The following is a 12,646-nucleotide window of genomic DNA, read 5'->3' as shown; positions in this document are numbered from 1 at the left end:
GAGTGCGATCAATTCTCTTCCGGACCACTGTTTTGATCCGGTTCCGCTCCCTACAATCCGTCCACGTCTTGAGCGCTGAGCGTCAAGGAGGACGTATGGCGGAGTTCTTCACCACCCCAATGGCTGCACCGGCCGTACCGGCTGCACCGACGCAGGAATCCGCACTTTCCGACGGGCCCGTCTCCCTCGCGGCGGCGGTCCTCACCGACGACAACCGGCTGATCGTCATCATCGTGGCGGTCGTCGCCGTCGCCGCGCTCATCGTCGCCCGGCTGCTGGTGCGCCAGGTCCTGGCGGCCGGCGAGGGCACCGAGCGTATGAAGGAGATCGCCGCGGCGGTCCAGGAGGGCGCCAACGCCTATCTCGCCCGGCAGCTGCGAACGGTCGGCGTATTCGCCGTGATCGTGTTCTTCCTGTTGCTGGTGTTGCCGGCCGACAACTGGTCGCAGCGCGCGGGGCGTTCGCTCTTCTTCCTGGTCGGCGCGCTTTTCTCGGCGGCGACCGGATACATCGGTATGCGACTCGCCGTACGGAGCAATGTGCGTGTGGCCGCCGCCGCGCGTGAGGCGACTCCGGGAGAAGGCGAACCGGAAAAGGATCTCACCACCGTTGCGCACCGGGCGACGAAAATCGCCTTCCGTACCGGTGGTGTGGTCGGAATGATCACGGTCGGGCTCGGGCTGCTCGGCGCCTCCTGTGTGGTGCTCGTCTATGCGGCCGACGCGCCCAAGGTGCTGGAGGGATTCGGCCTCGGTGCGGCGCTGATCGCCATGTTCATGAGGGTCGGTGGCGGCATCTTCACCAAGGCCGCCGATGTGGGCGCAGACCTCGTCGGCAAGGTGGAACAGGGCATCCCGGAGGACGACCCGCGCAACGCCGCCACCATCGCGGACAACGTGGGCGACAACGTCGGTGACTGCGCGGGCATGGCCGCCGACCTCTTCGAGTCGTACGCCGTGACGCTCGTCGCCGCGCTCATCCTCGGCATGGCCGCCTTCGGCGACTCCGGCCTGGCCTTCCCGCTGATGGTCCCGGCGATCGGTGTCGTGACGGCGATGATCGGGATCTTCGCCGTCGCTCCCCGGCGCGCCGACCGCAGCGGGATGACCGCGATCAACCGGGGCTTCTTCATCTCCGCCGTGGTCTCGCTCGTCCTGGTGGCCGTGGCCGCGTTCGCCTATCTGCCGTCCTCGTACGCCGACCTCACCGGGGTCACCGACGAGGCGATCACCACGCACGGCGGCGACCCGCGGGTCTTCGCCCTGGTCGCGGTGGCCATCGGCATCGTCCTCGCCGCGCTGATCCAGCAGCTCACCGGCTACTTCACCGAAACGAAGCGCCGCCCGGTCCAGGACATCGGGAAGTCCTCGCTGACCGGCCCGGCGACCGTGGTGCTGGCCGGTATCTCCATCGGCCTGGAGTCGGCCGTCTACACCGCGCTGCTGATCGGCCTCGGCGTCTACGGGGCGTTCCTGCTGGGCGGTACGTCGATCATGCTGGCGCTCTTCGCGGTGGCGCTCGCCGGGACCGGGCTGCTCACCACGGTGGGGGTCATCGTGGCCATGGACACCTTCGGGCCGGTCTCCGACAACGCCCAGGGCATCGCCGAGATGTCCGGTGACGTGACCGGCGCCGGGGCCCAGGTGCTCACCGACCTGGACGCCGTCGGCAACACCACCAAGGCCATCACCAAGGGCATCGCCATCGCCACCGCCGTTCTTGCGGCGGCCGCCCTCTTCGGCTCCTACCGTGACGCCATCGCCACGGCGGTCGCCGACGTGGGGGCCGGGGCGGGGGAGCTGGGGCTCAGCCTGGACATCTCGCAGCCCAACAACCTCGTCGGCCTGATCCTCGGGGCGGCGGTCGTCTTCCTCTTCTCCGGGCTCGCCATCAACGCGGTCTCCCGGTCCGCAGGGGCCGTCGTCTACGAGGTCCGGCGGCAGTTCCGCGAGCACCCGGGGATCATGGACTACACGGAGAAGCCGGAGTACGGCCGCGTCGTCGACATCTGCACCAAGGACGCCCTGCGCGAGCTGGCCACGCCCGGCCTCCTCGCGGTCCTGGCGCCGATCGCGGTCGGGTTCAGCCTCGGTGTCGGCGCGCTCGGCTCGTACCTCGCGGGCGCCATCGCCACCGGCACCCTGATGGCGGTCTTCCTCGCCAACTCCGGCGGTGCCTGGGACAACGCCAAGAAGCTCGTCGAGGACGGGCATTACGGCGGCAAGGGCAGCGACGCCCACGCCGCGACCGTGATCGGCGACACCGTCGGTGACCCGTTCAAGGACACGGCGGGCCCGGCGATCAACCCGCTCCTGAAGGTGATGAACCTGGTCGCGCTGCTCATCGCCCCGGCGGTGGTGCAGTTCAGCTACGGGGCGCACGCGAACCCCTGGATCCGGGCGGCGGTCGCCGTCTTCGCCGTCGTGGTCATCGTCGGCGCGGTCTACGTGTCCAAGCGGCGCGGCATCGCCGTGGGCGACGACGACAGCGGTGCGCCGGACGGCGGCGGTCCGTCGCTCCCGTCACCGAACCCGGCGGCGGCCCCGTAGCCCGGCGCTGCCGGAGCGGGTGACCTCCCGTCACTGTGCGGGCAGGCGGTGCGTGTTGACGCACTGCCGGCCCGCGCGGTGCGTGTTGACGCACTGCCCGCCCGCGCGGTGCGTGATGGCGTACCGCCCACCCGCGCTCCTTTATGGGGGCCGGTGATCGAATCCCGTCGTTCCGGCGAGTGACCGAACGGGTGTAGGAATCTCCGGCCGAGTGGCATCTCCCTCATTTCCCTTGGTGCAAATGGCTTCAAAAGGGTGTGCATCGGATGCCCGGCACCCGGATGGAGCCCCCTCGGCGTGTAAGTTCCGGGGCCGAGAGCCTTGGAAGGGACCCATCCGGTGAACAAGAAGCTTGCAGCCGCACTGTCCGGCGGTGCGGTACTCGTACTGACGCTGTCGGGTTGCAGCGACGACAGCGACGACAAGGTGAACGACTGGGCCAAGAAGGTCTGCGACCAGGTCCAGCCCCAGCTGCAGAAGATCGCCAACGCCAACGCCTCCATCCAGCAGCAGACCGCGGACAACAGCAAGCCCGCCGACGTCCAGAAGACGGACTCGGCCGCCTTCCAGCAGATCTCCCAGGCGTACAAGTCGCTGGGCACGGCCGTGGACTCGGCCGGCCCGCCGCCGGTCGACGACGGCGAGACCACGCAGAAGGAGGCCGTGAAGGAGCTCAACGCCTCCTCCACGGCGTACGCGGATCTGAAGACCAAGGTCGACGCCCTGGAGACCAAGGACCAGGCGAAGTTCGCCGACGGCCTCAAGGGCATCGCCGACGAGCTCAACAAGATCAGCACCAGCGGTGACCAGGCGCTGAAGAAGCTCCAGTCCGGTGAGGTCGGCGCCGCGATGTCGAAGCAGAAGGGCTGCCAGAAGCCGGCGCCTTCGACCGGGCCCGCCAGCCCCGGGGGATCCGCGGCGCCGGACGCGGGCGCGGCGACCCCCTCGGCGTCGGCCTCGCCCTCGGAGGAGAAGAAGGCGTAGCACCCGGCTCCAGGCTGCTGGCTCCCGGCTCCTGCGCTCCTGGCCTCCCTGAGGGAGACCAGGAGGCCTCAGGACCGCGAGAACGGCCTCGGTGCGGCGGCCCGGACACCCGGTGGGTGCCCGGGCCGCTGCCGTTGTCGGTGGGACCGGACACAATGGTCGGGTGAGTGAGACCAGCCTTCCCGCACCCGACCACACCGCCGGCCTCCGCGAGGCGCTGCTCGCCGCCGCCTTCACCGCCGACGGCCTCCTCGACCGGCTCGGCGCGCCCGCCTACGCCGCGCTCGCCCGCAGCGAGACCGTGCCCGCCCTGCGCGCCACCCGGGGCGGGTCGCCGCTCGACACGCTGGTGCGGCTGTTCCTCCTCCAGCGCCCCGTCCCCGAGGAGCAGGCCCGCGCCGCCCTGCCGCTGGAGGAGTGCGTCCGGGACGGCTGGGTGAGCGTCGAGGGCGGCCTGGTCCGCGCCACCGTCGACGTACGGCCTTACGGCGGTCCGGACGGCGAGGACTGGTTCATCGTCTCCGACCTCGGCTGCGCGGTCGGCGGTGCGGGCGGGATCGGCTCGCACGAGGAGGGCGTCGTCCTCGGCGTCGGCGGGGCCTCCACCACCCTCGCCTCCATCACCGTCCGTACGCCGGTCGCCTCGGCCCTCGACCTCGGTACGGGCTCCGGCATCCAGGCGCTGCACGCCGCCCAGCACGCCACCCGCGTCACCGCGACGGACCTCAACCCCCGCGCCCTGGAGTTCACCCGGCTCACCCTCGCCCTCTCCGGCGCCGCCCCCGCCGACCTCCGCGAGGGCTCCCTCTTCGAGCCGGTCGGCACGGAGACCTTCGACCTGATCGTCTCCAACCCGCCCTTCGTCATCTCGCCCGGCGCCCGCCTCACCTACCGGGACGGTGGCATGGCCGGCGACGACCTCTGCCGCACCCTGGTCCAGCAGGCGGGGAGCCATCTGAACGAGGGGGGTTACGCCCAGTTCCTCGCCAACTGGCAGCACGTGGAGGGCGAGGAGTGGCAGGACCGGCTGCGCTCCTGGGTGCCCGCCGGGTGCGACGCCTGGATCGTGCAGCGCGAGGTCCAGGACGTCACGCAGTACGCCGAGCTGTGGCTGCGCGACAGCGGCGACCACCGCAGCGATCCGGCCGCGTACGCCGAGCGGTACGAGGCGTGGCTCGACGAGTTCGAGGCGCGCGGGACCACGTCCGTCGGCTTCGGCTGGATCACCCTGCGCAGGTCCGCCGCGGCGGCCGCGGGGAACCCGTCGATCGTCGTCGAGGAGTGGCCGCACACCGTGCAGCAGCCACTGGGCCGGGCCGTGGAGGAGCACTTCGCCCGCCAGGACTATCTGCGCGAGCAGGACGACGCCGCCCTGCTCGCCGGGCACTTCACCCTCGCCGCCGAGGTCGTGCAGGAGCAGGTGGGGCTGCCCGGGGCGGAGGATCCCGAGCATGTGGTGCTGCGCCAGCACCGCGGGATGATGCGGGCGACCAAGGTGGACGCGGTGGCCGCCGGGTTCGCCGGGGTGTGCGACGGCTCGCTGCCCGCCGGGCGGATCCTGGACGCCATCGCCCAGCTGATGTCCGAGGACCCGGTGCTCCTGCGCGACCGCACCCCGCAGGCGATCCGGCTGCTGGTCGAGGAGGGCTTCCTGGAGCCGGTGCCGGTGCCGGGGGCCGTTTCCGGCTAGGGCTCCGGGCCGGGGGCCCCGGCCCGGAGCTCCGGCTTCGGCCGGGGGCGGAGCGATCCGGATCGGACGGGGCGTCACGTGTTCACCGCCACCGGACTCCGCTCCGGATCGGACAGGCCGCGCCCCATGTCCTCGGCGCCCTTCTCATCAGCGCCTTCACGCTGAACATCGACCGCCTCCTGCCCGGTCCACGGATTCCGCTCGGCGCGCCGCGAGCGCTCCGCCAGGGCTCGGGCCCGGCGCCCGCGCGGTGTTCCTGATCTCCCGGGCGGCCCGATTCCTCCGACCTCCGCCGTGGCCGGATCCGTACCGCTCCGTACCGCTCCTGACCGCTCCGTACCGCTCCTGCGGCCCGGAGCCGATGCGCACCCCCCGCTCCCGACGACCTCTGACGTCATGTGACGACCCCGGTACTCCCTGTGGGTGCGTGCTGTTCACCCGGGGTTCGTGTCGGCGACGCCCCGGGGTGGCAGCCTCCCCCCATGATCGAGCCGTACGACGGGTACGACGGGCTCGGGCGGTACGACAGGGTCGAGGGGTACGACATGGAGAGCGTCGCAGCAGTCTTCGCCGGCACGGCCTTCGCGCTGTTCGGCGCCGCGCTCCTCATCTGGACCGGGGCGCGCGCCGTGCACCGCGCGCCGGTGCTGCACGGTGTGAGCCCCGTCGCCTCCACCGCACTCACGACACTTTTCGGCGTAGTTTTCCTCGTCCTCGGCGTGTGGTGCTTCACGCTGGTCTGATCCCCGCCCCCGCCGGGGCCCCGCCCGGGTCGAGGGGGCGCCGGGCGATCACCGCGACCACCCCGGAAAAGCCGCAGGCCCGGGCTTCGCACGGCGCGGACCCGACGGTCCGGGCGGCAGGAATGGCGGAAGTCGGGTTACCGTTCGAGTGGCCGTTGCGGGCTTTTGCCGTTTGACACGGGGGCGGGTTGTACCGTCACACTCCGCAGCGACAGCACCGCGGGAAGCGTTCCGACGCTGCCCGGATGCCCATCGAGTGTCGACCGGAGAGAAGAGCGAAGTTGTCCCCGACCAGCGAGACCGCACAGGGCGGCCGCCGACTCGTCATCGTCGAGTCGCCTGCCAAGGCGAAGACGATCAAGGGCTATCTCGGCCCCGGATACGTCGTCGAGGCGAGCGTCGGGCACATCCGCGACCTCCCGAACGGCGCGGCCGAGGTCCCGGACGAGTACACCGGCGAGGTACGCCGCCTCGGCGTGGACGTCGACAACGACTTCCAGCCCATCTATGTGGTCAATGCCGACAAGAAGGCCCAGGTCAGGAAGCTCAAGCAGCTGCTGGCCGAGTCCGACGAACTCTTCCTCGCCACCGATGAGGACCGCGAGGGCGAAGCCATCGCGTGGCACCTCCAGGAAGTCCTGCGGCCCAAGGTCCCGGTCCACCGGATGGTCTTCCACGAGATCACCAAGGACGCGATCCGGGCCGCCGTCGCCAACCCGCGCGAGCTCAACCAGCGCATGGTCGACGCCCAGGAGACCCGCCGTATCCTCGACCGCCTCTACGGCTACGAGGTCTCGCCGGTCCTGTGGAAGAAGGTCATGCCGAAGCTCTCGGCGGGCCGCGTCCAGTCCGTCGCCACCCGCCTCGTCGTCGAGCGGGAGCGCGAGCGCATCGCCTTCCGCTCCGCCGAGTACTGGGACCTGACCGGAAAGTTCGCCACCGGCCGTACCGGTGACGCCTCCGACCCCTCGACGCTGACCGCCCGCCTCAGCGCGGTCGACGGCCGCCGCATCGCCCAGGGCCGCGACTTCGGCGCCGACGGACAGCTCAAGGCCGGCTCCGCCCAGACCCTGCACCTGGACGAGGTGAACGCCCGCGCCCTGGCCGCCGCGCTCGCCGACACGTCCTTCGCGGTCCGGTCCGTCGAGTCGAAGCCGTACCGGCGTTCCCCGTACGCCCCCTTCCGTACGACGACCCTCCAGCAGGAGGCGAGCCGCAAGCTGGGCTTCGGGGCGAAGGCGACCATGCAGGTGGCGCAGAAACTGTACGAGAACGGCTTCATCACCTACATGCGTACGGACTCCACGACCCTCTCGGACACCGCGGTCTCCGCGGCCCGGGCCCAGGTCACGCAGTTGTACGGGGCGAACTACCTGCCCGAGAAGCCGCGTACGTACGCCGGCAAGGTCAAGAACGCGCAGGAGGCGCACGAGGCGATCCGCCCCTCCGGCGACCGCTTCCGCACCCCTGCCGAGACCGGCCTCACCGGCGACCAGTTCCGGCTCTACGAGCTGATCTGGAAGCGGACCGTCGCCTCCCAGATGAAGGACGCGACCGGCAACTCCGTCACCGTCAAGATCGGCGGCCGGGCGAGCGACGGCCGGGACGCCGAGTTCTCCGCCTCCGGCAAGACGATCACCTTCCACGGCTTCATGAAGGCGTACGTCGAAGGCGCCGACGACCCGAACGCCGAGCTGGACGACCGCGAGCGCCGACTGCCGCAGGTCGCCGAGGGCGACGCGCTGAGCGCCGACGAGATCACGGTCGACGGACACGCCACCAAGCCCCCGGCCCGTTACACCGAGGCCTCGCTGGTCAAGGAGCTCGAAGAGCGCGAGATCGGCCGCCCGTCGACGTACGCCTCGATCATCGGGACCATCCTCGACCGCGGCTACGTCTTCAAGAAGGGCACGGCACTCGTCCCGTCCTTCCTCTCCTTCGCCGTGGTCAACCTGCTGGAGAAGCACTTCGGCCGGCTCGTCGACTACGACTTCACCGCCCGCATGGAGGACGACCTCGACCGCATCGCGCGGGGCGAGGCCCAGTCCGTGCCGTGGCTCAAGCACTTCTACTTCGGCACGCGGCCGGGTGACGACACCGCCGGAGCCGGTGCGGCCGCCGACGCGGGCAACGGCGACGGCGACCATCTCGGCGGCCTGAAGGAACTGGTCACCGACCTCGGCGCGATCGACGCCCGGGAGATCTCCTCCTTCCCGGTCGGCAACGACATCAAGCTCCGCGTCGGCCGCTACGGCCCGTACATCGAGCGGGGCGAGAAGGACGCCGAGGGTCACCAGCGCGCCGACGTCCCCGAGGACCTGGCGCCCGACGAGCTGACCGTCGAGCTGGCGGAGGAGCTGCTGGCCAAGCCCAGCGGCGACTTCGAGCTGGGCGCCGACCCGGTCAGCGGCAACCAGATCATCGCCAAGGACGGGCGCTACGGCCCGTACGTCACCGAGGTGCTGCCCGAGGGGACGCCGAAGACCGGCAAGAACGCGGTGAAGCCGCGGACCGCCTCGCTCTTCAAGTCCATGTCCCTGGACACGGTCACCCTCGCCGACGCCCTCAAGCTGATGTCGCTGCCGCGCGTCGTCGGTGCGGACGCCGAGGGTGTCGAGATCACCGCGCAGAACGGCCGGTACGGCCCGTATCTGAAGAAGGGCACCGACTCCCGGTCGCTGACCTCCGAGGACCAGCTCTTCGACATCACCCTCGAAGAGGCCCTCGCGATCTACGCCCAGCCCAAGCAGCGCGGCCGGGCCGCGGCCAAGCCGCCGCTGAAGGAGCTGGGTACCGACCCGGTGAGCGGTTCGCCGGTCGTGGTGAAGGACGGCCGCTTCGGCGCGTACGTCACCGACGGCGAGACCAACGCCACCCTGCGGACCGGCGACAGCGTCGAGGAGATCACGCCGGAGCGCGGCTACGAGCTGCTCGCCGAGAAGCGCGCCAAGGGACCCGCCAAGAAGAAGACGGCGAAGAAGGCCCCGGCGAAGAAGGCGACGGCCAAGAAGACGGCCGCGAAGAAGACGACGGCGACCAAGACCACGGCCGCCAAGAAGACCGCGGCGAAGAAGACGGCCACCAAGTCCACGGCGGCGAAGAAGACGGCGACGGCGACGGCCAAGAAGACGGCCTCGGCTTCGGCTTCTGCTTCCGCCTCGGCCTCGTCGGAGGACTGACCGGTTCTGTCGATGTGACGCACTGCTGCCCGGCACCTGATCCAGGTGCCGGGCAGCAGTGCGTCAAGAGGGCTCTCCGCGAGCTGGCCGGAAGTGATCTACGGCCATATGTTCGGACGGGCCGACAGTCACCGCACCGCTGCCGATAGGCTGGGCGGATGACGCGAGCCGAGCAGCCAACGGTCGTGAGCCCCACCTCCGACACACTTGCCGCAGACTCACGCGAGCGCGCCGTACGAGCCCTGTTGCGTGTTCCCCCGCTGAAGCGGTTGTGGAGCGCCCAGCTCGTCGGCGGTATCGGCGATGCACTCGCCCTTCTCGTGCTGGTGCTGTTGTCGCTGCAAGCAGCGGTCCTGGAGGGCTCATTCGGGGCCGGATACCGCGGGGCGGCCTTCGCCGTCGCCGCCGTGTTCGGTGCCCGCATCCTGTCCACCGTGCTCTTCGGAGCCGTACTCCTGGGGCCTTTGACGTCGCTCACGGCACCCGGCGGAAAACTGGACCGGCGATGGCTGATGATCGGGACGGACGCGCTGCGGCTCGCCCTGCTGATCATCGCCCCGCTGTGGATCGACTGGGTGCCGGACAAGGCGCCCATGATGATCCTCATCACCGTCTTCGTGACGGGCGCCGCCGAGCGCCTGTGGACGGTGGCCAAGGAGAGCGCCGCCCCGGCGCTGCTGCCGGCCCCGCCGATCGAGGGCGCCGCCGTCCGCCCGCTCCCCGACCACCTCGACGCCCTGCGCAGGCTGTCGCTCCGTACGAACTTCCTCGCCGTTCCCGCCGCCGCGGTGGTGCTGCTGATCGCCACACTGATCGGCAACCTCCTCGGCACGGGCCTGGAGTGGTTCTCCTTCCACCAGGCGGCCCTGGGTTCGTATGTGGCGGCCGGTCTGTTCTCGGCCTCCATCTCCACCCTGTACTTCCTCGAACTGCCCGACACCCAGACCCCCCGGCCGCGCTCGCCCCTGGAAGGCCTGCGCCGCCCCACCACCGGCAGCGGGCCCGACAAGGGCCGCACCGGCGCTCTCCCGCTGGTCGTCGCCGTCTGCGCGGTGGTCGCCGGGGCGATCGCGGCGGCCGCCGCCGTATCCGTCCTGCACGCCTACGACCTGGGCGGCGGGCCCGTCACGTTCGCGCTGCTGATCCTCGCGCTGACCGGCGGTACCGCCCTCGGTATCCGTACGGCGCAGAAGGTGCTGCCCGCCCTGTCGCGGCGCCGCCTGCTCGCGCTGGCCGTGACCGTCACGGGCATCGCGCTCCTCGCGCTCGGCCTGGTGCCGGACACCGCCACCGTGCTCGCGATCGCGCTGCTGGCCGGTTACGCGGCCGGGGTCGCCGCGAACGTCGGGCACGCGATCATCGACCAGGAGACCGAGGCGTCCCGGCAGGCCCGGACCACCGAGCACCTCCAGGCCCTCGTCCGGGTGCTCGTCGCGCTCGGCGCGGTCGCGGGTCCGCTGCTCGCCGCCGCGATCGGCCAGCACCGCCTGGCCTCCGCCTCCGGTGACTTCGTCTTCGACCACGGCGGGGCGGCCTTCACGCTGATGCTTATCGGCGCGCTGCTGCTGCCGGTCGCCGCGATCGTCCTCGCCAAGACGGACGACCGGTCGGGTGTACCGCTCCGCCGCGACCTGCGCGAGGCGCTGCGCGGCGGCGACCCGGCCGTCGCGCCCGCCGCCACCGGCTTCTTCCTCGCCCTGGAGGGCGGCGACGGAGCGGGCAAGTCCACCCAGGTCGAGGCGCTCGCCGACTGGATCCGGTCCAAGGGCCACGAGGTCGTCGTGACCCGGGAGCCCGGGGCCACCCCGGTCGGCAAGCGGCTGCGGTCGATCCTGCTGGACGTCTCCTCCGCCGGGCTCTCCAACCGCGCCGAGGCCCTGCTGTACGCCGCCGACCGCGCCGAGCACGTCGACTCCGTCGTCCGCCCGGCGCTGGAGCGCGGCGCGATCGTCATCTCCGACCGCTACATCGACTCGTCCGTGGCCTATCAGGGCGCCGGACGGGACCTGGCCCCGACCGAGATCGCCCGGATCTCGCGGTGGGCGACGAGTGGCCTCGTACCGCATCTGACGGTGCTGCTGGACGTCGACCCGCGGACCGCGCGGGAGCGGTTCACGGAGGCGCCGGACCGGCTGGAGTCGGAGCCGGCGGAGTTCCACGAGCGCGTACGGTCCGGGTTCCTGACCCTGGCGGCCGCCGACCCGACGCGCTACCTGGTGGTGGACGCCGGGCAGGAGCCCGAGGCGATCACCACCGTCGTACGTCACCGGCTCGACCGGCTCCTTCCGCTTTCCGAGGCCGAGATCGAGGCCATCGAGGAGGCCCGGCGCAAGGCCGAGGAGGAGGCCCGGCGCAAGGCGGAGGAAGAGGCCGCCCGCAAGGCCGAGGAGGAGCGCCTGGAGAAGGAGCGCCAGGAGCAGCTCGCCCGGCTGCGCGCCGAGGAGGAGGAGCGCAAGCAGCGCGAGCTGGAGGAGGCCCGGCAGCGCGAGGCCGAGCGCCAGGCGGAGGAAGCCCGGCAGCGTGCCGAGGAGGCCCGCCGCCGCGCCGAGGAGGACCGCCGCCGGCTGGAGGCCGAGGAGCGGGCCAGCGAGGCCGAGCAGGAACGCCTCCGCAAGCAGGCCGAGGAGGAGGCGCGGCTCCGCAAGGAGGCCGAGGCGCTCCGCCTGGAGAAGCAGCGGAAGGCGGAGGAGGCGCTGGTTCGGGCCGAGGAGGCGCGTCGGCGCGCTGAGGCCGAGGCGGCGGCGCGTACGGAGGCGGCTCGGGCCGAGGCGGAGCGGGCGGAGGCGGCTTCCCGTGCCTCCCGGTCTGAGGCGTCCTCTCGGTCGGAGGGGCACGGGCCGAACGTTCCGGAGAACGAGCTCACGGTGCCCACGCCGATCGTGAACCCGAACGAGATCACGCAGCAGGTGCCCGCGGCGCGTCCGGAGGAGGACAAGCCGTCCGGGGACGACGAGACGACGATGCTGCCGCGGATCACGGACGAGCGGTCGGGACGTGACGGGAGTGGCGGGCGCGACGGCCGTGACGCTCGGGAATCGCGTGATACGCGTGATACGCGTGATACGCGTGATACGCGTGATACCCGTGATGCGCGTGGTGCCCGTGACGCTCGGGCCGCCGACGAGACGGCGGTGCTGCCGCCCGTACGGGACCACCAGCCCTCCGACCGGGTGCCCAAGGGCTACTTCCGGGACGAGGGCCCGGCCTCCCCGCCGGCGGAGAGCGAGAACGAGCGCACCCGGGAGCTGCCGCAGGTGGAGGACCCGCAGGCCGTGGGCCAGACCGGTGACGAGTCCGGCGCCCGCCGCAAGCGTCCCCGTCCGGACTGGGCCGAGGAGACCCCGCTGGACGATCTGCCGACGCTGGCGGACGAGCTGCTCGGCGGCCAGGACGACGACGACCGCCCCACGGGCCGGGGGCGCCGCCCGCGCGGCTGACCCGCATCTGCCGGGAGTCCGGCCCGTCCGCCCTGAGGGGTGGGCGGGCCGGACTTGTCAGTGG

Annotated in this window: 6 protein-coding genes; all 6 read left to right on the top strand. The window is 71.7% G+C overall.

What is annotated here, in order from left to right:
- Positions 1 to 95 precede the first annotated feature (95 nt).
- The 6 genes from IF17_RS0112045 to tmk all read left to right on the top strand — a co-directional run bounded on the left by IF17_RS0112045 (position 96) and on the right by tmk (position 12,582).
- Positions 96 to 2,549, top strand: a complete 2,454-nt coding sequence (locus IF17_RS0112045) for a sodium-translocating pyrophosphatase (RefSeq protein ID WP_030565001.1) — start codon at positions 96 to 98, stop codon at positions 2,547 to 2,549.
- Between the two features lie 339 nt (positions 2,550 to 2,888).
- Positions 2,889 to 3,533, top strand: a complete 645-nt coding sequence (locus tag IF17_RS0112040) for a hypothetical protein (protein ID WP_030564999.1) — start codon at positions 2,889 to 2,891, stop codon at positions 3,531 to 3,533.
- Positions 3,534 to 3,696: 163 nt separating this feature from the next.
- Complete coding sequence (locus tag IF17_RS0112035) at positions 3,697 to 5,223, top strand: N5-glutamine methyltransferase family protein (protein WP_030564997.1); 1,527 nt, start codon at positions 3,697 to 3,699, stop codon at positions 5,221 to 5,223.
- Between the two features lie 545 nt (positions 5,224 to 5,768).
- Positions 5,769 to 5,966: a hypothetical protein gene (locus tag IF17_RS0112030; protein ID WP_018514246.1), complete on the top strand. Its 198-nt coding sequence runs from the start codon at positions 5,769 to 5,771 to the stop codon at positions 5,964 to 5,966.
- 281 nt (positions 5,967 to 6,247) lie between these two features.
- Positions 6,248 to 9,145, top strand: a complete 2,898-nt coding sequence (gene topA / locus IF17_RS0112025; RefSeq protein WP_030564994.1) for a type I DNA topoisomerase — start codon at positions 6,248 to 6,250, stop codon at positions 9,143 to 9,145.
- 158 nt (positions 9,146 to 9,303) lie between these two features.
- Positions 9,304 to 12,582 carry a dTMP kinase gene (gene tmk / locus IF17_RS0112020; RefSeq protein WP_030564993.1) on the top strand — a complete coding sequence of 1,093 codons (3,279 nt, stop codon included), beginning with the start codon at positions 9,304 to 9,306 and terminating at the stop codon, positions 12,580 to 12,582.
- The last annotated feature ends 64 nt before the right edge of the window (positions 12,583 to 12,646 follow it).

It is taken from the genome of Streptomyces cyaneofuscatus (assembly GCF_000718135.1).
Lineage (GTDB): Bacteria > Actinomycetota > Actinomycetes > Streptomycetales > Streptomycetaceae > Streptomyces > Streptomyces cyaneofuscatus.
This window is presented reverse-complemented; position numbering and strand designations above follow the sequence as displayed.

Bases quoted from the DNA above. Each gene is read 5' to 3' on its own strand.
- IF17_RS0112045 (WP_030565001.1), top strand. From the start codon at position 96: ATGGCGGAGTTCTTCACCACCCCAATGGCTGCACCGGCCGTACCGGCT.
- IF17_RS0112030 (WP_018514246.1), top strand. From the start codon at position 5,769: ATGGAGAGCGTCGCAGCAGTCTTCGCCGGCACGGCCTTCGCGCTGTTC.
- tmk (WP_030564993.1), top strand. From the start codon at position 9,304: ATGACGCGAGCCGAGCAGCCAACGGTCGTGAGCCCCACCTCCGACACA.